This is a genomic window from Algibacter sp. L4_22 (assembly GCF_023473045.1).
In the GTDB taxonomy this organism is placed as follows: domain Bacteria; phylum Bacteroidota; class Bacteroidia; order Flavobacteriales; family Flavobacteriaceae; genus Algibacter.
Window position 1 is genome coordinate 263,620 of the sequence record NZ_JAMCOK010000002.1, and the last position, 24,537, is coordinate 288,156.

The 24,537-nt window shown below is 32.1% G+C and carries 15 protein-coding genes; 5 read left to right on the forward strand and 10 right to left on the reverse strand.

Annotated elements, in window-relative coordinates; genetic code table 11:
- Positions 1 to 69 precede the first annotated feature (69 nt).
- Both M4I23_RS05810 and M4I23_RS05815 read left to right on the forward strand, forming a co-directional pair.
- Complete coding sequence (locus tag M4I23_RS05810; protein WP_249753759.1) at positions 70 to 2,469, forward strand: TonB-dependent receptor; 2,400 nt, start codon at positions 70 to 72, stop codon at positions 2,467 to 2,469.
- A gap of 16 nt (positions 2,470 to 2,485) precedes the next feature.
- Positions 2,486 to 3,055: a type 1 periplasmic binding fold superfamily protein gene (locus M4I23_RS05815; protein ID WP_249753760.1), complete on the forward strand. Its 570-nt coding sequence runs from the start codon at positions 2,486 to 2,488 to the stop codon at positions 3,053 to 3,055.
- Positions 3,056 to 3,630: 575 nt separating this feature from the next.
- Here the strand turns inward: M4I23_RS05815 and yidC are convergent.
- The 9 genes from yidC to bshC all read right to left on the reverse strand — a co-directional run bounded on the left by yidC (position 3,631) and on the right by bshC (position 18,175).
- Positions 3,631 to 5,523: a membrane protein insertase YidC gene (gene yidC / locus M4I23_RS05820; RefSeq protein ID WP_158849839.1), complete on the reverse strand. Its 1,893-nt coding sequence runs from the start codon at positions 5,521 to 5,523 to the stop codon at positions 3,631 to 3,633.
- 82 nt (positions 5,524 to 5,605) lie between these two features.
- Positions 5,606 to 7,249: a CTP synthase gene (locus tag M4I23_RS05825; RefSeq protein ID WP_158849837.1), complete on the reverse strand. Its 1,644-nt coding sequence runs from the start codon at positions 7,247 to 7,249 to the stop codon at positions 5,606 to 5,608.
- Between the two features lie 224 nt (positions 7,250 to 7,473).
- A complete protein-coding gene (locus M4I23_RS05830; RefSeq protein ID WP_249753761.1) occupies positions 7,474 to 10,386 on the reverse strand; it encodes an FAD-binding and (Fe-S)-binding domain-containing protein in 2,913 nt (970 codons plus the stop codon).
- A gap of 236 nt (positions 10,387 to 10,622) precedes the next feature.
- Positions 10,623 to 10,850 carry a DUF3820 family protein gene (locus tag M4I23_RS05835; protein WP_158849833.1) on the reverse strand — a complete coding sequence of 76 codons (228 nt, stop codon included), beginning with the start codon at positions 10,848 to 10,850 and terminating at the stop codon, positions 10,623 to 10,625.
- Positions 10,851 to 10,854: 4 nt separating this feature from the next.
- Positions 10,855 to 11,394 carry a DUF922 domain-containing protein gene (locus tag M4I23_RS05840; RefSeq protein ID WP_249753762.1) on the reverse strand — a complete coding sequence of 180 codons (540 nt, stop codon included), beginning with the start codon at positions 11,392 to 11,394 and terminating at the stop codon, positions 10,855 to 10,857.
- A 53-nt stretch (positions 11,395 to 11,447) separates the two neighbouring features.
- On the reverse strand, positions 11,448 to 13,385 hold the full coding sequence (locus M4I23_RS05845; RefSeq protein ID WP_249753763.1) for a LysM peptidoglycan-binding domain-containing protein: 1,938 nt from the start codon (positions 13,383 to 13,385) through the stop codon (positions 11,448 to 11,450).
- 208 nt (positions 13,386 to 13,593) lie between these two features.
- Positions 13,594 to 15,129, reverse strand: a complete 1,536-nt coding sequence (guaA, locus tag M4I23_RS05850; RefSeq protein ID WP_158849827.1) for a glutamine-hydrolyzing GMP synthase — start codon at positions 15,127 to 15,129, stop codon at positions 13,594 to 13,596.
- A gap of 63 nt (positions 15,130 to 15,192) precedes the next feature.
- Complete coding sequence (locus tag M4I23_RS05855) at positions 15,193 to 16,566, reverse strand: aminotransferase class V-fold PLP-dependent enzyme (protein ID WP_249753764.1); 1,374 nt, start codon at positions 16,564 to 16,566, stop codon at positions 15,193 to 15,195.
- Positions 16,567 to 16,573: 7 nt separating this feature from the next.
- Positions 16,574 to 18,175 (reverse strand): bacillithiol biosynthesis cysteine-adding enzyme BshC, encoded by a 1,602-nt coding sequence (bshC, locus tag M4I23_RS05860; protein WP_249754055.1) that lies wholly within the window; start codon positions 18,173 to 18,175, stop codon positions 16,574 to 16,576.
- 290 nt (positions 18,176 to 18,465) lie between these two features.
- On the opposite strand from bshC, the gene M4I23_RS05865 reads away from it, so the two are divergent.
- The 3 genes from M4I23_RS05865 (at position 18,466) to M4I23_RS05875 (ending at position 23,253) form a co-directional block, all read left to right on the forward strand.
- The gene (locus M4I23_RS05865) at positions 18,466 to 19,992 is read left to right on the forward strand and encodes a PhoX family protein (protein WP_233267550.1); all 1,527 of its coding nucleotides are present in this window, start codon (positions 18,466 to 18,468) and stop codon (positions 19,990 to 19,992) included.
- Between the two features lie 75 nt (positions 19,993 to 20,067).
- Entirely contained in the window at positions 20,068 to 21,876 is a 1,809-nt protein-coding gene (locus M4I23_RS05870) for a cytochrome c peroxidase (RefSeq protein ID WP_249753765.1), read from the forward strand.
- 120 nt (positions 21,877 to 21,996) lie between these two features.
- Entirely contained in the window at positions 21,997 to 23,253 is a 1,257-nt protein-coding gene (locus M4I23_RS05875; protein WP_249753766.1) for a carboxypeptidase-like regulatory domain-containing protein, read from the forward strand.
- A gap of 135 nt (positions 23,254 to 23,388) precedes the next feature.
- On the opposite strand, the gene bshA is transcribed toward M4I23_RS05875, so the two are convergent.
- The gene (gene bshA, locus M4I23_RS05880) at positions 23,389 to 24,528 is read right to left on the reverse strand and encodes an N-acetyl-alpha-D-glucosaminyl L-malate synthase BshA (RefSeq protein ID WP_158849819.1); all 1,140 of its coding nucleotides are present in this window, start codon (positions 24,526 to 24,528) and stop codon (positions 23,389 to 23,391) included.
- Positions 24,529 to 24,537 lie beyond the last annotated feature (9 nt).

Below are 24,537 nucleotides of genomic sequence, written 5' to 3' on the forward strand. Positions count from 1 at the left end.
TTTTCTTTAAGGGGTCCTCCTACTTTAGTTTAAATTAAAAAACATTTATTTTTAAACTAAAATTTAGTAATGAAACACTATATGATGATTATAGCGTGTTGTTTTTTCAGCATTGCTTATAGTCAAAACTGCAATTACAAGCTTTCTGGTAATGTACAAGATTTTCATGATGGATCTGCAATAACTGGTGCTGCCATTTATATTGAATCTCTCGACAGGTATACAACATCTGATATTGACGGAAATTATAGTATTGAAAATCTCTGTAAAGGGCTTTTAATTCTTGAAGTATCTCATTTAGCATGCGACACAAAAAGAATAGAAATTCAAATTAATGGAGATACTCAATATGAAATTAATATGGAACACCATATTGAAGAACTTCATGAAATTAAAATTGATGCTCACGGAAATCCTAAGTTAACTAAAACATCGCAAGAAACTCAATTAAAATCGAAAACTCTTGAACGCTTTAGTGCTTTTAGTCTGGGTGACGCCTTAAAACAGATAAGTGGTGTATCATCCATTAATACAGGAAACACTATTGTAAAACCTGTTATTAATGGTTTGCATAGTAGTCGAATTATTGTCATGACCAACAATGTGCGTTTGCAAGATCAAGAATGGGGTATTGAACATGCTCCAAATATTGATTTAAATGCTGCTGGACAAGTAAACGTTATTAAAGGTGCAAATGCCTTAGCCTATGGTGGCGATGCTATTGGAGGTGTTATTGTGCTAAAACCTAAAAGTATTAGATTGAAAGATTCTCTTTATGGAAAAACTATTATGGGCATGCAAAGTAATGGCAGAGGTTCTAATATCTCATCTTCTTTAACCAAATCTTGGAAAAAAGGGTGGTATATAACTGGCCAAGGTTCTTATAAGTTGTTTGGTGATTTTAAAGCACCAGATTATTATTTAACCAATACTGGAATGAACTCAAAAGGATTCTCATTAAACGCAGGGTTTAAAACTTTTGAAAAAGGATTTAATGTTTTTTATAGCTACTTAGATAACGAAATAGGTATTTTAAGATCTTCACACATTGGTAACATTGAAGATTTAGTAAATGCTATAAATAGTCCAGAGCCCTTAGTTCAAGACGATTTTAGTTATGATATCAATGACCCCAAGCAAGAGATCACGCACCAAGTTATTAAAGCAGATTTTTATAAACGTTTCAAAAAATTTGGCCGCTTGGAAGTCCAATACGACTTCCAAAACAACCAAAGGTTAGAATACGACATTCGTGTTGGGGATGACAGAGATAAACCTGCGCTAGATTTAACTTTAAAAACGCATACTTTAAAGTCTGATTTAAAAATAGACTCTAATACCAATGCTATTTATAAGTTTGGGGTGAACGCTGGTTTTCAGAATAATTTTGCAAACCCTGATACTGGTGTAAGGCGATTAATTCCTGATTATGATAAATATGATTTCGGAATTTATGCCATTTCAGAATTTAAATTAAATGAAAACACCAATTTAGATTTTGGATTACGTTACGACTTTAACAGAATAGATGCTAAAAAGTTTTATATAACAAGCCGTTGGGAAGAACGTGGATACGACGAGGATTTTGCGGATATTGTAATTGACGACTTAGGTACACAATTATTAGCAAACCCTGTACTTACGTATCATAACGTTTCAGCTTCTGCTGGAATTACCCATCAATTCAATGCTAATAATTCTGTGATTTTTAATTACGGATTGTCAAACAGAGCGCCAAACCCTTCCGAGTTGTTTAGTGATGGCTTACACCACTCTGCAGCACGAATAGAATTAGGTGACTTACGTATAAAGCAAGAAACATCGAACCGTATTGGTGCGTCGTATTTATTTAAAAATGAGAAACTAACCTTAAATTTGGAAAGTTATTTAAATCACATTAGCGATTATATTTATATACAACCTACTGGAACAGAAACAACCATAAGAGGTGCTTTTCCAGTTTGGGATTATTTACAAACGGATGCCTTATTGTATGGCTTAGATGTAACTGCGAATTATAAATTTGATGCCCAATGGAATTTAAATAATAAAACAGCTTTTATAAAAGGTAGGAACATCACAGAAAAAGAAGCTTTAATCGATATGCCTTCTTTTAAAACCGTTAATGCGATAGGTTATTCAAATAAAAAATGGCTGAATTTTAATGCCAAGTTACAAAGTGAGTTGGTTTTAAAGCAAAATGACTATCCTGATAATAATTTTGAGGTGTTTATTCCAACCACCGGAGAAACTGTGCTATTAGATATTAGTACACCACCTCCAACCTATCATTTAATGCATTTTGAAAGTGATATAACGGTTAAACTTTCTGAAAAATCAGATCTAAATATAGGTCTGAATGTTACAAACATCTTTAATACTTCTTATAGAGAATACCTTAATAGATTAAGATATTTCGCCGATGATTTAGGAAGAAATTTTATGTTACAATTAAAAATAAATTATTAATAATTAAAAAAAAAGAATGAAAACTTTAAAAAATTTATCACTATTATTTATTTCAGCATTAGTATTTACAGCATGTTCTAGCGATGACGACAATCCGGAAGCAGTAAATGAAGAAGAAGTAATCACAACACTAACAGCTACTTTAATACCTGCTGGCGACGGGAGTACTATTACTCTACAAACACAAGATTTAGATGGTGATGGACCTAACGACCCTGTGATTACTGTATCTGGAGCTTTAGCTGCAAACACGATTTATAGTGGAACACTTGAGCTTTTAAATGAAACTGAATCACCAGCGGAATCTATCAATGCAGAAATTGAAGAAGAAGATGAAGATCATCAATTTTTCTTCCAAGTAAGTAACGACCTTGCAACTTTTACTTACGAGGATGAAGATGAAAACGGTAATCCTGTTGGACTAGAATTTACAGTAACTACTGGCGATACTACTGGAACTGGAACATTAACAATTACTTTAAGACATGAGCCTAGTAAAAGCGGAACTGGAGTAAGCGATGGTGATATTACAAATGCTGGTGGAGAAACAGATATTCAAGCTATTTTTAGTATCTCGGTAGAGTAATCCATTTATTGGAATAATACATTAAAAAATTTACACAAATGTAGGAGGACATTGAAAAAATGTTTTAAAATAATTGAAAAAAGTTTATTAGAAAGGAGCAAAAACGGGTACGTTTTTGTTCCTTTTTTTATATAATAATTACTCTTATAAACATAAACTAGAGAATAAATAACATTCATACAACGGGCGCAATGAAGAAATTTAATTAGTATGTTAAAGTATTTACTTTTGAAAACAATTTACATATTTTCGAATGTTTAAATTAAAATTGTGTTCTTTAATTCACTAAAAATCTATCTCTTTTACGGCTAAAATCTTATCTAATATTAATCGAACTCAGATTATAAAAAGTAAATATTATAACCCGAATTTGAATTAGAGGTCAGGCTAAATATTTGAAATCTTTTTTTTTTAAAATTGAGTAGCAAAACATTCATATTCATGATTTCCTTAATTTAAAGTAAAATTAAACGAATAAAGCTTGATCCCTTTAGAGTACTCCATGTTTATAAATAATAAAAAAAGCCCATTAACTAGATAGCTAATGGGCTTTTGAAATATATTAAAAGTATAATCTATTTCTTTTTGTTTTGAGCTTGTTTTTGCTTTTCAGCTTGCTCCATCATTTGAGCCATTTTTTTCTGGAAACGATTTTCTTTCTTAGGTTGTTTTTTCTTCTCTTGAATTTGAGCGTGAATTTTATCTTCATCTAAAATAAAATTCTTAATCACTAATATAATTCCGATACTAATTAAGTTTGAGATAAAGTAATATAAACTTAATCCTGACGCATAATTGTTAAAGAAAAACAACATCATTATAGGAGAGAAATACATCATGTATTTCATCATTTTCCCCATATCTGGCATACCCTCTTGTTGTGGTTGCGATGCTGCTTGCTGTCCTGTAGTTAATTGCATATAAAAGAAAATTGCAACAGACGCTAATAAAGGAAATAAACTTACGTGACTTCCATAATATGGAATATTGAAAGGTAAGTTTGCAATAACATCATAAGATGATAAATCGTTTGCCCAAAGGAAAGATTTTTGTCTTAAATCAAAGGCCGACGGGAAAAATTGAAATAAGGCATAGAACACAGGAAGCTGCACTAAAGCCGGTAAACAACCCGCCATTGGGCTTGCTCCTGCTTTGGTTTGCAACGCCATAGTTTCTTGTTGCGCTTTTACTTTATTGTCTTTGTTTTTTTCACGAATAGCATCTAATTCTGGTTTTAGAATTTTCATTTTAGCTTGCGATAAAAACTGCTTGTATTGTACAAATGATAATAACAATTTAATTAAAACCGTCATAGCAATAATTGCAATTCCGTATGGTAAAAAACCTGCTAAAAAGGCAAATAAAGGTGTAAAAATATAACGATTAATCCATCCAAAAAGTCCCCAACCAAATGGTACTAATTCATCTAAATTACGATCATAAGAATTTACAACATCAAAATCATTAGGACCAAAATACAAATCCATAGTTTGATTAATCTCTCCTGCTTGCAATGTTAAAGGCATTTTAGCATCGAAGCTTTTAGTAAACAAGGTATCTATAACTTCGTCGTCTACTAAATTTTCAGATTTAATATGTGCGGTTTTAAAAGCCGTATCTGATAATAATACAGACGAAAAGAAATGTTGCTTAAAACCAATCCAAGTTACATCCTCTAATTCTTTATCAGCATCACGAGCTCCTGTGTAGTTCGCTTTACCATCTTCGTATTCGTAATGAATATCTGTATACCTATTTTCATAAGAAATACTTTTTGCATGACGATACCCTTTTAAAGCCCAATCTAAATTAATAGCTTGAGAACTATTAATAACATCACTTAAACCTTGAGAACGTACAGAAAAATCCATCATATAATCTCCTGGCTTAATCTCGTAACGATATTCTAAAAATTTAGATTCTGATACTTTAAGTTTCATAGAAACTATTGTATTCTCACCATTTTTAGTAACTGTTGGTGTAAAATATAAATCTTTGGTGTTTAAAATTCGGCTATCTGTAGTTCCGAAATTAATATTGAAACCCGCATTACGGTTCTTTATTAAATAAATAGGAAGAGAATCGTAGTTTACAAACTTTTTAAGCTCCAATTCTGAAAGATAACCACCTTTATTGCTAAATTTTAAAGCGAAAACATCACTCTCAACAAGGGTTTCTTTATCCGAAGCTGTTGATGCTGCATAAGCAAATGCTCCAAATTTATTTTTAAGACCAATTAATTGTAATGAATCTGAAACGCCAGCAACTTTAAAATCATCAGCAGTAACCACCTTGGTCTCTTCTTGATTATTTGCTTTATTTTCAGCAGCAATTTGTTCTTGCTTTGCTTTTTCTTGCGCTTCGAGTTCTTCTGGCGTTGGTTTATTCTGCCAAAGCATGAATGCCAATATTCCGAAAATAAGTACAAAACCAATGATCGAATTAAGATCTAATTTTTTTTCTTCCATATTTCAAATTTTAGACCTGACAGATTATAAAATCCACCAGGCCTTTTATCTATTATAATTTTTTAAATCAAAAAACTATCCACTATTCATTTTGTGCCATCTTGGCACTTTTACGCTTTTTACTAAAATTTAATCCGGCTTTTACAAAAGCTACAAATAATGGATGCGGATTGGCAACTGTACTTTTATATTCTGGGTGATACTGTACACCAATAAACCAAGGATGTGTTGGTATTTCTATAATTTCGACTAAACCTGTATTTGGGTTTAAGCCTGTTGCTTTCATACCAGCTTCTTCAAATTGATCTCTATAGTCACTGTTAAATTCATAACGATGCCTATGGCGTTCGCTAATACTTTCTGATTTATAAATATCACGCACTCCAGAACCTAATTTTAAATCGCAATCCCAAGCACCTAAACGCATAGTACCACCCATATCGGTAATATTCTTTTGCTCTTCCATTAAATTAATAACAGGGTTCTTGGTATCAGGACTCATTTCTGTAGAGTCAGCATCTTCTATTTTAAGTACGTTTCTTGCAAACTCAATCACTGCCATTTGCATTCCTAAACAAATTCCGAAAAACGGAACATTATTTTCACGCACATATCTTACAGCGTCAATTTTACCTTCAATACCACGCTCACCAAATCCTGGTGCTACTAAAACACCATCTAAATGACCTAATTTTAGCTTAGCATTATCTTCATTTATATATTCTGAATGAACAGATTCTATATTTACTTTAACTTCATTTTCAGCTCCGGCATGAATAAAAGATTCTAGTATTGATTTATAAGAATCTTGTAATTCTACATATTTTCCAATTAAACCAATAGTAATTTCATACTTTGGATTTTTATGGCGGTGCACAAATTTATTCCAGTTAGAAATATCAGGAACAATACTTTCAAGATTCAACTTTTTAAGTACAACCTTGTCTAAGCCTTCTTCTAACATTAAATTTGGTACATCATAAATAGTAGATGCATCAATAGATTGAATTACAGCTTCTTGTTTTACATTACAAAATAATGCAAGTTTACGGCGTAATTCTATAGGTAATTGGTGTTCTGTTCTACAAACCAAAATATCGGCTTGTACTCCACTTTCCATTAATGTTTTTACACTGTGCTGTGTTGGTTTTGTTTTTAATTCGCCTGCAGCCGATAAAAATGGTACTAAAGTTAAATGAATAACAATACCATTATTTTCGCCTAAATCCCAGCGTAATTGACGCACAGCTTCAATGTATGGCAAAGATTCTATATCACCAACAGTTCCACCAATTTCGGTAATAACAATATCGTAATCTCCAGATTTACCGAGTATTTGTATACGTTCCTTAATTTCATCGGTAATATGAGGAACCACCTGAACGGTTTTCCCTAAAAACTCACCACGGCGTTCCTTTTGGATAACACTTTGGTAAATACGACCTGTAGTTACATTATTAGCCTGACTTGTTGGCACGTTTAAAAAACGTTCGTAATGCCCTAAATCTAAATCCGTTTCGGCACCATCTTCCGTAACATAACATTCGCCATGCTCGTAAGGGTTTAAAGTCCCTGGATCGACATTGATATATGGATCTAATTTTTGGATAGTTACTCTATAGCCTTGTGCTTGTAGAAGTTTTGCGAGCGATGCCGCGATAATCCCTTTTCCAAGAGATGATGTAACCCCACCGGTTACGAAAATGTATTTTGCTGTAGTTGTCATGTTGCGCTTGTAAACGCAGGCAAATTTACAAAATTTAAATAGTTATTTCAGAATTGTTTTCGGCTAATTTAAAAGTGATTTACTAATATTAATTTTGAACCGTTTTTATCTGCTATTTTCTTACTAAAACACGAGCTAATTTGAATGAAATAAGCATTTTAGATTATAAGAAATCAACCCTGTTTTTAAGCTTATTAAGTCATTTTAATTTAATTAAACCTGAATTATACTAGCAAAGCTTCTCTTAAAACAGTAATTGGATGCTTAGCAATACGATTTGTTCCATCTTCTATTTGATGACGACAACTTGTGCCGTTCGCAGAAATAACAGTGTCTTCAGTCGCTTTTCTAATTGCAGGAAATAACGTTTGCTCACCTACCTGCATACTCACTTTATAATGTTCTTTCTCATAACCAAAACTTCCAGCCATACCACAACAGCCACTTGGAATAATTGTTACTTTATAGTTTTTAGGCAAATTGAGAACAGCAAAACTAGATAACTGATTGCTATGCGATTTTTGATGGCAATGCCCATGAAATTTAATAATTTTTGTTTCTGAAGTAAACTGATCTTGCTTAATATTCCCTAATTCTATTTCCTTTTGAAGGAATTCTTCAATTAGAAAAGTATTTTCTGCAATGGATTGTGCAGAAACTTTATCGTCTGCCAACTTTAAATATTCATCCTTAAAAGTTAAAATAGCCGAAGGTTCAATACCTATTAATGGAGATACTTCTGAAATTATATTTTTAAAAACGTCTATATTTTTATTTGTTGCTTTTTTAGCTTGTTCCAATAACCCTTTTGATAAAAACGTACGTCCAGATTCTTCATTCTTAACAATTTCAACCTTATAATTTAATGCGCTTAAAAGTTCGATAGCATCTATACCTATTGGTGTATCTAAATAATTTGTGAATTCATCATTAAATAAATATACCGTTTTTATATTTTTTTTATTTCCCGTCTTTTTTGAAAAACTTTTAAACGTCTTTTCTAAATTCTTCTTAGAAATTAAAGGCAAAGTTCTTTCTGTAGCAATTCCAAATAATTTTTTTAAAACTGAAGAAGTAAAACCGTTAGAGAAAAAGAAATTCGTTACACTTGGAGATATACTTCCAAATTTATTTAATAGATTATTGTAAGCGAAAAGTTTTGTTCTTAAAGAAATACCATGCTCTTTTTGATATTGATATAAGAATTCAGCTTTTAAACTAGCAACATCAACACTACTAGGGCATTCCGAAGCACAAGCTTTACAACTTAAACATAAATCGAACACAGATTTTAACTCCTCGTGATCAAATTTGTTTTCTTTATCAGAATTTGTTAGAAATTCTCTTAAAGCATTAGCACGAGCTCTTGTTGTATCTTTCTCGTTTCTTGTAGCGCGATAACTTGGGCACATTGTTCCTCCAAATTCAGGAAGTTTTCTACAATCCCCAGAACCGTTACATTTTTCGGTAGCTCTTAAAATACCTTGCGATTTTGAGAAATCTAGAAAGGTTTTTATTTCGGGTTCTACACGATCTACTTCATAACGTAGCGCTTTATCCATAGGGAAAGCATCTACAATTTTACCCTGATTAAAAACATTATTTGGATCGAAAACCGATTTTATACGCTTTATTAATTGATAATTCTCCTCGCCAATCATTAAAGGTATAAATTCTGCCCGAACAATACCATCACCATGTTCACCACTCATGGAACCATTATATTTTTTTACTAAATGTGCAACATCTGTTGTTATTTTTCTGAATAAAACAACGTCTTCACCTCTCTTCAAATTTAAAATCGGGCGTAAATGTAACTCTCCAGCTCCTGCATGTGCGTAATAAATAGCATCTTGTTTGTAGCCTTTCATAAGTGCTGTAAACTCCGATATATAATTTGCTAAATCTGGTAATGCAACCGCAGTATCTTCAATGCATGCAGCCGATTTTTTATCACCAATCATGTTTCCCAACAAGCCTAAGCCTGCACTTCTCAAATTATTTGCTTTTTGAATATCTTTACCAACTAATACAGGCAAAGCATAGCTTAACCCAGACTTTCTTATAGCTTCGACTAAATTAAAGCCTAGTTTTTCAACTTCTACCAGTGAAGTCGCTCTAACTTCGCACATTAAAATAGCCTTAGGATCGCCTTCTATAAATACTCTATTTTCTTCTTGCGTTTTATTCTGTTTTGTACAATCTAAAATGGTTTTATCCATCATTTCACAATTGAACAAATTATGTTCCATAGTTAATTCTACTGCGCTTAAACAGTTTTCAATACTATCAAAGTGAGCAGCAACCATTATAGCTTCATTCGGCGGAAGCCTATCTAATTTTAATGTAATTTCTGTTGAAAAGGCTAATGTACCTTCACTACCAGAAAGTAGTTTACACATATTGAATTTATCGGTTGTTTCAGAAAAAACATCAGATTTTATTAATTCATCTATAGCATACCCTGTATTTCTTCTATGAATTTCTGGTTTAGGGAAATTTTCAAGAATTTGAGTTTTTACTTTATCAGATTTTAATTCATCATATATCGTTTTATAAATCTCCCCTTCTAAAGTGTTTTCTGAAGTTTTCTGCATAAAAGTTTCAGAAGTTAATTCTCCAAAAATAACCTCGCTACCATCACTTAAAATAGTATTTAATTCTAGAACCTTATCTCGTGTAACTCCATATTGAATTGATGTTGTTCCAGATGAATTGTTTCCAACCATACCGCCCATCATACAGCGGTTAGAAGTTGATGTGTTTGGTCCGAAAAAAAGACCATATGGTTTTAAATAGTTATTAAGCGCATCCCGAACAACTCCTGGCTGTACTTTTATAGTTTGTGCTTTTTCATCGAATTCTAAAATTTCGGTAAAATGTTTTGAGACATCAACTACAATACCAGTTCCTACACATTGGCCTGCTAATGAAGTCCCTGCAGTTCTTGGAATTAGCGTGGTATTATTAGATTTAGCAAAATTAATTAGCTTTTTAATATCATCCTTGTTTTTTGGATAAGCCACCGCTAAGGGTAACATTCTATACACAGAAGCATCGGTTGCATAAATAGATTTTGATAAATCATCATACAACAACTCTCCAGATAACTCCAATTCTAAACTCGTTAAACTCATCTGTTTTATTAAAATATGGTTTAGTTAAATACAATTTTGCATTTGGAGGAAAGCACTTTAAAAGATAGGCTTGCACAAAATAGAATTGTTTAATTTTCTAATAATATCAAAGTTATTAGTTTTAATTAAAATGGAGCTTGCTATTGGAATTAATTTATCTGAAATTTTAAGGAAATAGAATGTCTCTTATGAATTTGAGAATATTAAACTATAGTTCGAATATTTTTAATGTGCATTTATTTAGGATATTTACGTTGGATGTTCCTTATTAAATCTTCTAATCCATTCAATTTTAGCTCATAAACCTGTAACAACATATCTCCTAATTTACCTTTAGGAAATCCTTTATTGTGATACCAAACTACATAATACTCAGGTAAATCTATTAAATAACGGTCTTTATATTTACCGAAAGGCATTTTAGTATGCGCTAAAGTTATTAGGAATTGTTTATCTGGAGTCACAGTTTTATTCTATGGATTTATATTTTGACAATTTATCAAGTTCAGACTTAATATAAAGTTGCCATTCTTTTTGAATTTCAGGGTTTTTAGAATGATTTGTCTCTGCATCATATTGCCTTTGCATCATTCCTAATCCCTTTTCGCTATTTTTATAAAGTGTTTTTAACTGCTCTTTAATGTTATTAGATATTTTTAATTCTGAAATTCCTTTTCTAAATTTTCTTGCAAATAATTCTGTTATATCAAAATGCAATTGCTCGTGCCCTAAAATATAAGCACTAGCCTGTTCAGGATGAAACCACGAATCTTCAGGATAGAAATACGCGTTAACTTCAGTAGAAAAACTAACAACGTTAGATTCTAATTTTTTAAGAGAAAAACCAAAGCTAATTCCCGATGCTGTTTCTGCAACTGCTCCTGAATTTTGCTTTGGTTTCCCTCTAAAATCTGTCCATGACAGCTTATAATTATCTGTCCAAGAAATTACTGGCTTTTCTGTTTGAAAGCCAATAAAACAACATAATAAGACTAAAGTTCTAATCACAATAAAAAAATAAATCTATTAATATGATATAAAACGATTAGATTATATCCTTATTACTTTACTTCTATAATTCTTAAATTTTCGTGTTTTACTAAATAAATACTGTCATTATAATAACCGCCAGAGATATTCTTTTTATAAGCAAATTTACTTTCAATATATTCTGTTAATGGCGAATCGTTAACCGATTCATATAAACTATTAGAAGATACTAAACGTAAAACCACATCCATAGTTAAATCAAAACCTCTTACAGCTCTTTTATTTGGTGTTGCGTTATAAAGACTTTCATATTTCTTAACGAATGAATTATTACTTTCATCAAACCATTTAGAAGTTGCAGCAAAATGAAAGTTTAATTTTGATAAGTGTTCGTTAGAAACCTGATCGTCTTCAAATGCATCGTTCATATTGGTTGTTACCAAAGTAATTTGCTTTTTTTCATTACTTTGTTGTCCATTTAAAGATTTATTAACCGAAGCCAATAAACTCGTTACATTAGAAACAAAACCAGGATTATCAGTTTCTAAAAAGACATAATTATTACCACTTTTTAATGATCCGATAACATCGTTAACAAGTACATAATTTTCGTCTTGTCCTTTTTTATTTTTTCTTGAATAAACAATAGTTGCATGATTAAACATACGTTTTAACTCATTCGCTGTAGAAATATGCTTAGAGTCGGCAAGAATAATAACGTTATCCACCAAACTATCGGCCTTTACAAAGTTTACTATTCTATTTTTTAATAAATTTGTTTTAGGTCTCGATTGAAACACATTAGAACGCAAATCTAAATCTAAACCAATTGGCGATACTACAGGAATATTATATCTTTCTAGTTCCGAAGCCACTTTAGCAAAGGTTTTAGGAGTTAGTGGACCTATTACAGCATCTACATCACTAAAATCATTAGTGCTTAAAATTCGAGAGACCTCACCTACTTCATATTTAGTATCGTAAACATCTACGTTAAGCGAAATACCTAAAGTTTTCAAAGAATCTATCGCCATTAAAACACCAGATTGAAAATCTAATGAAGCATTTAAATAAGGATCGTTTTTAATACTTCTTTTAGTGTCGGCAACGGTGTCAAATTCAACACGGTTTAATCTAAACGGAAGCATTACAGCTATATGCTTAGTACTATAATCTCTAATTTTTAGTCTTAAACCTGAAGAAACTCCGCCATATTCGGCATCTACAATACCAGATAAATTAGTGTTTCCTTGTGGCGTTTTTAAAATCATTCCAACTTTTAATCCTGTTTCTTTCAACCCTGGATTTAAAGCTTCTAATTCTTCTTGAGTTAAACCTAATTTTAATTTTAAACGATAAAAACCTTCTTTTGGTAATACTTTGTAATAGCCATAAGTTTCATCAACTTGCTTAATCTCTTCCCTTTCTAGATTTGGCACATTAATTTGTTGACCTTCTTTAAGGACATCACCCATTTTTGGATTAAGCGCTTCTAATTCTTCTAAAGTAATTCCAAATTTATAAGCAATACGCCATTTTCCTTCTTTAGCTTTTACTAGGTAAGGCTTTGTGTTATTATTTTCTTCAACAACCGTTGTTTCCTTAAAAATAGGAATTTGAAGTTTATCTCCTTTACGAAGTGTATTGGCGTATAAAAATTTATTGTACTTCTTAATATCATCTTCCGATACATCGTACTTTTTACCTAGACTATATAAGGTCTCTTTACGTTTAGTTTTATGGGTTTTAAAACCTTTTAATTCCTTTACCGTTGTAACCGCTGGTTTATTGGCTTTAGAAATAGGAATAATTAAAATAGTATTTGCCTTAAACTCCTTTTTCGCATCGGGATTTAAAGTATAAATATCTGCAGGCGTTACAAAATAACGCTTTGCAATACTCTCAATAGTTTCTCCTTTTTTTACTTGATGCGTACTGAAATTCTGTGCATTTAATGTGCCAAAACCACACACTAAAACGATTAAAAGAATGGAAAAAAATTTACTCATTTATTTATTTTTAAAATTACCTAATTGATGTTTTCTTAATAGATATAGCACATAACATGCCAAAAATTAAACATCAATTAGGTATTATCATTATTTTGATATACGTTGGGTTTTTACAAAACAGACCACTAAACCTCGAATTTAAATCGATAAGCTTTCTCTGCTGTTGAATATAAAACCCAAAGGGTTAAAAATTCGTTACGCGTCACTATTCCCACTCAATGGTAGCTGGCGGTTTAGAACTAATATCGTAAACCACACGGTTTACACCTTTTACTTTATTAATAATATCGTTTGATGTTTTTTGAAGAAACTCATAAGGTAAATTTACCCAATCGGCCGTCATACCATCTGTACTTTCTACGGCTCTAAGTGCTACACATTTTTCGTATGTACGCTCATCGCCCATTACACCAACACTATTAACGGGTAATAACATAGCGCCTGCTTGCCAAACTTTATCATAAAGTCCCCATTCTTTTAAACCGTTGATAAAAATAGCATCAACCTCTTGGAGCATAGTTACTTTTTCGGCAGTAATATCGCCTAAAATACGAATCCCTAAACCTGGACCAGGAAAAGGATGGCGTCCTAATAATTCTGGATCTATACCTAAAGTAGCACCAACGCGGCGTACTTCATCTTTAAAAATAGCACGAAGTGGCTCTACAATTTTAAGTTTCATAAAATCTGGTAACCCACCAACGTTATGGTGACTTTTAATAGTTGCAGATGGTCCCCCTGTTGCCGATACACTCTCGATAACATCAGGATAAATTGTTCCTTGCGCTAACCATTTCACATCTGTTAATTTGTGAGCTTCATCATCAAAAACTTCAATAAATGAATTACCAATAGCTTTACGTTTTTTCTCAGGATCTTCTAGACCTTTTAAAGCTTCTAAAAAACGCTCGGAAGCATCAACGCCTTTTACGTTAAGTCCCATGCCTTCGTATTGTTTTAAAACAGAAGTAAATTCATCTTTACGCAATAAACCGTTGTTCACAAAAATGCAATATAGATTTTCACCTATCGCTTTATTAAGTAAAACAGCTGCTACGGTAGAGTCTACACCACCAGAAAGGCCTAAAACCACTTTGTCTTTTCCTACTTTTTCTTGAATTGCCGCAACGGTTTCTTCAACAAAAGAATCTGGAGTCCAATCTTGCTTTAAACCAGCTATTTCAACTAAAAAGTTTTCTAAAAGTTGTTTTCCATCTTTAGAATGATAAACTTCTGGGTGAAACTGAATAGCAAATGTACTTTCGTTTTCAATTCTATAAGCGGCATTTTCTACATCGTTTGTACTTGCTAGTAAAACACCGTTTGTTGGTAATTGCTTAATAGTATCGGAATGGCTCATCCAAACTTGGCTGCCTTCACTTATATTTTTCAGAAAAGCTTCATCATTTTTTATGAATGATAAATTAGCTCTACCATATTCTCTTGTGTTCGATGGGGCTACTTCCCCTCCCGAAAAATGAGCTAAATACTGCGCACCATAACATACGGCTAGCATTGGTTTTTTTCCTCTAATTTCTGATAAATCAGGATGCAAAGCATCTTCACCTCTAACAGAATTTGGACTTCCCGAAAGAATAACCGCTTTAAAAGTTTCTAAATCCTTTGGGATTTTGTTAAATGGATGTATTTCGGAGTAAATGTTGAGTTCTCTAACTCGACGAGCAATAAGTTGTGTGTATTGCGATCCGAAGTCTAAAATAAGTACCTTGTCATGTTGCATGCGCAAAAATAGTAATTGATTTTATAATGACGAATTTAGGGCGCAAGATTTTTAGATTAATTTTTATTTCATAGAATCCAAAATCATATCTATATCTTCCTCAGTAGTATCTGGGTTAATAAAACAAAAGCGAGAAACAGTTTCAAAACTATCTCCTGTTTTCCATTTTGTGGGCGTTACTAAAGCAAAACCTTTTCCATGATTCTCATAGGTCCAATGTGTATAATCTTCTGGACTCCAACCAATTCTTCGGTATAACACACAAGATAAACTTGGAGCTCTAACCAACTCTACAAAAGGTTTTTCTTCTATTAATTTACCTGCTATTTGAGCTAATTCTAAACCACGTTCTACCGCTTCCTTATATTTATCAGTGCCGTGCATGGCTAAAGAAAACCATAACGGTAAACCTCTAACACGGCGCGTTAATTGTATTTGATAATCTGTAGGGTTAAAACCATGAGCTCCTTCATCTTTAAAAATATCTAAATAAGATCCTTCTTGAGCATGTGCTTTTTTTGCTAATTCTGGTTTTCTATATATAACCGCGCCACAATCATACGGAGAAAACATCCATTTATGAGGATCTATGGTTATACTATCTGCTTTTTCAATACCATTAAATAAATGTCTTACAGAATCGGCAGCTAAAGCGCCTCCACCATAAGCAGCATCAACGTGAAACCAAAGATGTTCATTTTCACAAATACTTCCAATACCCGATAAATCGTCAATAATTCCAGCGTTTGTAGTCCCTCCTGTGGCTACAACAGCAAATAACCGTTTACGATCATCTATAGTTAAAGCATCTATTTTACTTTGTAAGGCGTCCGCATACATTTTATCTTCAGTATCTACAAATAATACATCTGCATCCACAACTTTAGCCATGGATTTAACTGAAGAATGTGCACCTATTGAAGTTATTATAAGCCCTTTTCTTGTTTTATTATCATCATCTAAGCTACGCCAATATTCTCTTGCTGTAACAATTGCCGATAAATTTGCAGCGGTACCTCCACTAGTAAAAACACCAAAAGCTCCTTTTGGCAATCCTGTTAAAGATACAATCCATTTCATAGCTTCGTTTTCACAAAAAATACCACCAGCACCTTCCATCCAATACGCACCATGAATACTAGAAGCAGATACAACCAAATCGAACATAACTGCTGCTCTTGTAGGAGCTGCGGGCACAAAGGCTAAATTTCGTGGATGATCTATAGGCACATTAGCCTTCATCAAATGTTTTTTCCACAACTTTAAAGCATGCTCACCTCCAACACCTTTTTCTGTAACCGTTTCACCTACCAATTTTTTTAGTTCTTCTGCGGTTTTAGGTTTTCCTATTTTATGCTTTGTAGATGAAATTCTATCTATGGTATATTTCATAATATCCATAGTCATTTCTACCAATTCAATATCAATCTTATGCATCCTTAAATTATAAAGTTAATATTAAAAACTCGCCTTTTAAAGGTTCTAAATTTTTAATTAAATCTGGTATTAATTGTGTACCATGTTCTAGATAAAATTCTGAAAAATTGGTGTTTCTTTCTTGTAAGCTACCACCCGGAAAAAGTTCTGTTTGCAAGTCCGTCATTCTAGAAACCGTATCTTTCAACTTGCGTTTTTGAGCCTTTAACAAACGACTTTCAAGATGCTCTAAACCTTTTATTTGCTTTACTTCTTGCGCCTTTACAGCACCTAAAAACGATTTATCAGTTTCTTCTGCAAGTTTATACATACCTTCAAACTGTTGTGCTAAATATTTTTTTTGTTCCGAAAAATCGATATCAATATTAGAAATTTCTCTAACTTTTTTATTAATAAAGGCATTTCGTTTTAAGAAAACATCTTCTTTTGAAATATTTAGTTTCTGAAGCTTTTTACTCTGAATTTCCGTCTGTATTAAAACAGAGTTCCTTAATAACAATACAGGAAAAGGCACTTCAACTGTATTAAAATATTTTTTTAATTGAAACCAATAAGCTAATTCTCCGCCTCCACCAATGTAGCAAAGGTTTGGTAAAATAACTTCTTGATATAGAGGTCGCATAATCACGTTTGGTGAAAAATGTTCTGGATTATTTTTTACTTCATCCAAAATAGCTTCTTTACTCCACGAAAGATTGGTGTTTAAAACTTTATAAACATCGTGCTCAAAAACAATACGTTCTCTTAAATTTTCATTTAAATAGAATAAATTAATTTCTCTAGGATTTACTTGAGCTTTATAATTTCGAGAATAGTTACTCAATTCTTCAATAGATTCAGAAACTGCTTTAAACGCTGTTTCGCTCAATAATTCTGTTTCTATATAAGGTATAAATCTTCTTTTTAATTCAGCATCATTTGCTTCAACAATTACTAATCCATATTCACTAAATAATGAATTTGCTAAGTATCTCGTGGCATCGGCTAAATTATCATGCTCTAAATAAGCATTTTTGAAAATATTTTTTAAATGTTCTGCATTTTTGGTGTGTCCTATTTCATTAGAAAATACTTCAAACACTTCTGCTAAACCATCGGTTGATAATTCGCCAACAGCACCACTCGCCTCTTTATTCCATTGTACTTTTTTTCCTTTGAAATTAAAATAATTTATTTCATCAAAATCATGATCTTCTGTTGCCATCCAATAAATAGGAACAAAATTCTGATTAGGATATTTTTCTTTTAATTCTTTTGAAAGATTTATTGCCGATACAATTTTATACAGAAAATAAAGTGGCCCAGTAAATAAATTTAATTGGTGTCCTGTAGTAATTGTAAAGGTGTTTTCTAATTTTAATAAATCTATATTTTGAAGTGTTAATATTGAAGCATCAACCTTTTTATATTGTTTTGATAATACAGAATATAACACATTCCGAGATTCTTGCGTGAAACTCGATTGCTTTTCATCAATTTGTTTTTTAAAATTATCAAGATTTGGAAAACGGTTATAGAACGGCTTTAACTCTTGATTTTCATTGAGATATTCACAAATTAAACTTGAAAAATATCCTGTGTTTTTAAACGAAATACAGTCTGCTGGCATAGTAAAATAGATAGAAAGTGTAAATATAAGCTTATTCAATTTTGCAATTCTAAAAATTTCGTTAAGAAATACAAAGGAAATTGAAGCACCTAATAAGTCGTATTAAATTCAGGAAACATTCATTTTATATTCAATTAACATTTCATTCCAAATTTCAGCTATTGGTTAATATTTAAGTAACGTTTTTAACATTAAGGTTACTTAAAATTAAATTAAACACAGTGGTTAGTTAACATGATTCTTTGATTCAAATTATAATTTTGAACCGAATTAATTAACCAATTTTTATAATGATGAACAAGTACATTAAATTATTTTTATTTCTTTTTGTAGTAACTTCTGTAAGTACAGTATTAACTAGCTGTGATATTGAAGACGGAAAAGACGGTGTTAACGGTGTTGACGGAAAAGATGGTGAAGACGGTGAGAATGGAGAAGATTTTACGCCTCCTACAACTATGTTTACAAACAAATCTTCTTTAGCTCCTTTAGTAAAATTACATTCTGATTTTAGCACAGTGGAAGCCTTTTCTTTAATAAGCTCTACAGATGTGCTTTCTAATGGTTTCCGTTTAGTGGGTGCTCAAGATGGCGCTGGATTTTTAAAAGATGGAGACGAGTACATATACGTTGTTAATGCTGAAGATGATTATGCCGTTTCTAGAATTCGTTTTGATAAAAACTTAAACCCAATTACAGGTGAATGGTTATTAAATAGTGGCGTTGCCGATTATGCTAGACAATGTTCTGGAACTATGTGGGAAGCTGCGATACATGGTGGTGATAAAGATATATTTTTATCTGCTTCAGAAAGTTATGCTTACGATGTAAAAGGTATCGATCCTTGGATTGAAACACCTACTCCAACTGCAGATTTTGGTTTAGATGCTTTAGGTGAATTTTCATGGGAAAATGCAGTACCATTGCCAAAAGGCGCCTATTCTGGTAAAACAGTTATTGTTGGTGGGGATGATGATTCTAGTGGATCTGAAGGTCAGGTTATTATGTATTTATCTGAAAACAGCGATGCAGATTTAGAAAACGGAAAAGTTTACGTTTTAAGGTTTAAACAAGTATCTGATGGTGCTGGAGGTGCAATGGATGTTACTGCAAATACCGTTTATAATGAAGGTAGTTTAGATTTCGCTAATTCTTACGATATCGAATTTGTTGAAATCGTTGATGGTGCTTCTTTAACTAAAGACGAAATGGAAACAGCTTGTACAAATGTATTTGCTTCCCAATTTATGCGTGTTGAAGATGTAGATTACAGAAAAGGTAGCGATGCTAATGCAAGAGAAGTGTTTTTTGCCGTAACCGGAAGAGGTCCTGGAAGAGGAACTTATAACGATTGGGGAACTGTTTACAAGATTGAACTTGATGAAACCAACCCATTAGAAGGTAAATTAACTCAAATTATTAGCGGAAATACCGATACAAATAATAAAGATGGTAATATTGCAGAATTACAAAGTCCAGATAACATTTGTGTAACAGAAAACTATATTTATACGCAAGAAGATCCAAACTCTTTTTCTAGAAATCATGCTGCTCAAATTTACCAATCAGATTTAGATGGAAATAACACTAAAGTAGTTTTAGAATTAAAAATTGAAAACAACTTAGACCCATCGGGATCTACAGGGTTTTCTGGTGAGTTTGGCGCTTTAACCGATATCTCTGATAAAGTAGGTGTTCCAGATACTTTTCTATTAAACTTACAACCACATTACTGGGAAAGCGATGCTTTTGTATCCAGCAGCTTACCACATAACCAAGGTGGTCAAATCGTGTTATTAAAAGGCTTAGCTAGATAGTACACCTTAAATTTTTCTAATATTAAGAATCTTCATTTTCATAATGAAGATTCTTTCATTTATATAACTTTTACCATGTTTCAGTATTTTAAATCCCTATTTTTTATATTAACTTGTATTCTTATAACATCTTGTAATCAAGATAAAAAAGAAACTATTTCAGTAATAAACTGGGCATCTGCTCAACAATATTATGCTCAAAATATTGATACGGCTTTACTGTATTTAGACAGCTTAGAAGCTCAAGGTATGCATGGTGAAAAAGCGAAAGATTATTTTGCTTTATCACGAGTGGCATTCAAAAAAGCAGAACCTTATGCATCGTATTTAAACCCCGAAGTTGGGCACAGAGCCAATGGTCCTGCCCTACCAATTTATAAAGAAGACACTGGGAAAATTATAAAACCAGTTGGTTATCAAAAAATTGAAGAAAGTATTTTTGATAATGAAACATCCGAAACCGATTTTAAACAGGAACTGTATGTGCAAAAAGGCATGCTTTCTAATTTGAAAAAAGGAATTGAAAAGCGCGATTTAAACCCACAACGTTTTTTTATTGCCACACATCAACAACTTTTAAGAATAGTGAGTTTGGCCATTTCTGGTTTTGATACACCAGTGAGTCATTTAGGAATTAACGAAACCATTATTTCTTTAGAAAGTTTACAAACCGTTTACGAGCAAACCATACAAAGTGTTATTCAAAAAAAGCATAAAAAACTAGATTCAGAATTTAATAATAACATAGAAAACGCCATTGCATTCATCAATAAAAATAAAGATTTCGATACTTTCGATCGTTTTACATTTACTAGAGATTACATGAATCCGATTACTCGGAATTGGGTTGAAATTAGAAAATCGAGCGCACTTTGGGAACCTATAGATAGTACACCGTTTAATTTTGATGCACCCACCTTTTTTGAGAACAATAGTTTCAATTTAAATTACTTTACAGCTACTATAAACAAGAACCCAACTAGCAAACAAATAGCCTTAGGTAAAAAACTATTTTCAGACCCTAAACTTTCAGGAAACGGAAAAATGGCTTGTGTTACTTGTCATTTACAAAATAAAGGTTATGCAGATAATGTAGCTTTAAATCTAGACAATAAGGGCAAACCTTTACAGCGTAACACACCAACACTTATAAATACCGCTTTTCAGCAAAGTTTCTTTTTAGACGGGAGATCGAATACACTTTTAGATCAAATTTCATCGGTATTTACAAACGATAAAGAGTTTAATTCTAATGTTCATAAATTCTCTAATGCCATCTTAATAGATTCCACTTACACATCACTTTTTAAAGATGCCTTTGGTAAAATAGCATCTAATAATACCGATGTAATAAAAGCAATTTCATCTTATATTTCTACATTAAATGGTTTCAATTCTAAATTTGATAAAAATATTAGAGGTGAAGAAAATAATTTTTCAGATGAAGAAAAACTAGGATATAATTTATTTATGGGAAAAGCCTTGTGCGCCACTTGTCATTTTATGCCATTAACAAATGGAACAGTGCCTCCATTTTTTACAGAAACTGAAAAAGAAGTGATTGGAGTTCCTGAAACTGCAGAAAACAAACAATTAGACGACGATTTAGGTTTCTATTGGAGTTATAAAGAAGAGCTACACAAAGGTATGTTTAAAACACCAAGTATTAGAAATGTAGCGTTAACAGAGCCTTATATGCACAATGGCGTCTACAACACTTTGGAACAAGTGGTTGAATTTTATAACCTTGGCGGCGGCGGCGGATTAGGTTTCGATTTAGAGCACCAAACCTTGCCTTTCGATGAACTAAATTTAACTTCCGAAGAACAAAATGCCTTAGTTTCTTTTATGAAAACCCTCACAGAAACAGTAGATGAAGTCTAAATTTAACCTAAACAACTAATTACCAAGACTGTATTTAACTCAAATTGTTAAAATATTTTGAAATCATACTTCTTTTTTGTATCTTAAAACAGGTCTAAACCCTTTTAAATACAGAAAGTTATGAAAACTCAAAACCTTATTAAAATTATTGTTTTAAGCGTACTTATTGTATTTACAAGTACGCTCATGGCGCAATCGGAAAAGAATGCGAAAGAAATTAAAGGCCGCGTTGTAGACTATAAAACTAATAGTCCTCTCACATTTACCAATTTTGTAATCAGCGGCACTAACATTAGTACGGTTTCAAACTCCGATGGTGAGTTTGTCTTAAAAATTCCAGAAACTTCAAACCATAATATAATTATAGTATCTCGTTTAGGGTATGAAACAAAAAAAATAAACATTTCAGAATTAAATAAAAACTCCAAAATTAAATTAATTCCTGCCATTACAACATTAAACGAAATAAGTATAAACGTACATACGGATCCCGAAGCTTTAGTGAGAGCAACTCTAGGTAAAAAAAGTACACTTTATAATAACAGCAATACTTTAATGACCGCTTTTTATAGAGAAACCATTAAAAAACGAAGAAAAAACGCCTCATTATCAGAAGCTGTTGTGCAAATACATAAACAACCGTATAACAGTTTAAAAAGAGATGCTATAGAGCTTGTAAAAGCAAGAAAAAGCACAGATTACACAAAATTAGATACGCTAGCCTTAAAACTACAAGGAGGACCTTTTTCCAATTTATATACAGATATTATAAAGTATCCTGAATATATTTTTACAGATGAAGATATGCCGCTTTATGAATTTAGTTTTGATACCAACACCCAAGTAAACAACCAACAAATTTATGTTGTAAATTTCAAACAAAAACCAAACATTATTACACCACTTTATTACGGTAAACTTTATATAGATTCCGAAACATTAGCGCTTACCAATGCCGTTTATAGCTTAAATGTCGAAAATAAAGAGTTATCGAGTAAAATGTACATTCGTAAAAAACCTAGAAAAGTAGATGTTTATCCAACCCAAGCTACATATCGCGTAAATTACCGAACACAAAATGGAAAATGGCATTATGCCTACAGCAACATTTCACTTACTTTTAAAGTAAATTGGAAAGGTAAATTGTTTAATAGCATTTATACGTTAAACAGTGAAATGGCTATTACGGATTGGGAAGAAATCGATACCAAAATAGCAAAGTCTAGAGAAAGAACACTTAGACCTACAACTATTTTAGCCGATGAAGCTTCTGGGTTTTCTGATCCTAGGTTTTGGGGTGAATACAATATTATTGAGCCCGAAAAATCTATTGAATCGGCTATTAAAAAGATTCAAAAACAGTTGAAGCGCACATAGTTTTGCATGCACTAATATTAGCTCTTTAATAAAATAACCCATTGTTTTAATTCACAAAAAAACAAGGGGTTAATTTTTTATATGAAATCTTATTTTCTTTATTAAACTCGATGAAAATATTTGTTCACTATCCAATTATAAAACTAAACACTTCGCTAAAGTCTCCTCATAAATTTTTTCATATTGAGGAACAATTTCGCGTAAATCAAATTTTAAGGCTTCTTTTCGAGCATTTTCCTTAAAAGTTTTTAATCGCTTTTCATCACTTAAAATATATATAGCATTCTTACTCATATCTTCAACATCACCTACATCACTTAAATATCCAGAAACTCCATGAATGTTAACTTCTGGAATACCACCTGTATTACTAGAAATAACAGGAACTCCAGATGCCATAGCTTCTAAAGCCGCTAAACCAAAACTTTCCGTTTGAGATGGTAATAAAAATAGGTCGCTAAAACATAGTATTTTATCAATTTCATTACTTCTTCCGAAGAAAATAACTTTATCCGTAATACCTAGTTCTGCACAATGATTTTCTACCTTTTCCTTTTCTGGTCCTTCACCTATAAACATAAGTTTTGCAGGCATTTCTTTTTGAATGTTATAAAATACTTTTATCACATCCTCTACCCGCTTAACTGGACGTAAATTACTTATATGTGTTATTATCCTTTCATCTTCTTTAGCCATCATGCCACGTTGGCAATCCGTCATTCCATGATGATTATATTTTTCTAAATCTATAAAATTAGGAACAACCGATATCTCATTTTTAATATCAAATAAACGCAAGGTATCTTCTTTTAAACTTGCAGAGACCGCTGTTACCGCATCAGATTTATTAATACTAAAAGTTACGGCAGGTTTATAAAAAGGATGACTTCCAACTAACGTAATATCGGTACCATGCAATGTGGTAACAATAGGTACGTAAATATCTTCTTCAATTAACATCTTTTTAGCCATATAAGCCGCGTAAGCATGTGGAATAGCATAATGTACATGAAGGATTTCTATTTTATGAAGCTTCACCATATCCACCAATTTACTAGATAGAGCCAACTCATAAGGTTGATAATGAAACAACGGGTATTCAGGAACATTTACTTCGTGATAATGAACATTGTTTCCTAACAATTCCAGTCGCACAGGTTGGTTATATGTAATAAAATGAATTTCGTGACCACGCTTAGAAAGTTCTATTCCTAACTCCGTTGCTACAACTCCACTACCTCCAAATGTTGGATAACAAACTATACCTATTTTCATTTTCTTAAT

Coding starts and splice junctions, on each gene's coding strand:
- M4I23_RS05810 (WP_249753759.1), top strand. CDS start 70: ATGAAACACTATATGATGATTATAGCGTGTTGTTTTTTCAGCATTGCT.
- M4I23_RS05815 (WP_249753760.1), top strand. CDS start 2,486: ATGAAAACTTTAAAAAATTTATCACTATTATTTATTTCAGCATTAGTA.
- yidC (WP_158849839.1), bottom strand. CDS start 5,523: ATGGAAGAAAAAAAATTAGATCTTAATTCGATCATTGGTTTTGTACTT.
- M4I23_RS05825 (WP_158849837.1), bottom strand. CDS start 7,249: ATGACAACTACAGCAAAATACATTTTCGTAACCGGTGGGGTTACATCA.
- M4I23_RS05830 (WP_249753761.1), bottom strand. CDS start 10,386: ATGAGTTTAACGAGTTTAGAATTGGAGTTATCTGGAGAGTTGTTGTAT.
- M4I23_RS05845 (WP_249753763.1), bottom strand. CDS start 13,385: ATGAGTAAATTTTTTTCCATTCTTTTAATCGTTTTAGTGTGTGGTTTT.
- guaA (WP_158849827.1), bottom strand. CDS start 15,129: ATGCAACATGACAAGGTACTTATTTTAGACTTCGGATCGCAATACACA.
- M4I23_RS05855 (WP_249753764.1), bottom strand. CDS start 16,566: ATGCATAAGATTGATATTGAATTGGTAGAAATGACTATGGATATTATG.
- bshC (WP_249754055.1), bottom strand. CDS start 18,175: ATGCCAGCAGACTGTATTTCGTTTAAAAACACAGGATATTTTTCAAGT.
- M4I23_RS05865 (WP_233267550.1), top strand. CDS start 18,466: ATGATGAACAAGTACATTAAATTATTTTTATTTCTTTTTGTAGTAACT.
- M4I23_RS05870 (WP_249753765.1), top strand. CDS start 20,068: ATGTTTCAGTATTTTAAATCCCTATTTTTTATATTAACTTGTATTCTT.
- M4I23_RS05875 (WP_249753766.1), top strand. CDS start 21,997: ATGAAAACTCAAAACCTTATTAAAATTATTGTTTTAAGCGTACTTATT.
- bshA (WP_158849819.1), bottom strand. CDS start 24,528: ATGAAAATAGGTATAGTTTGTTATCCAACATTTGGAGGTAGTGGAGTT.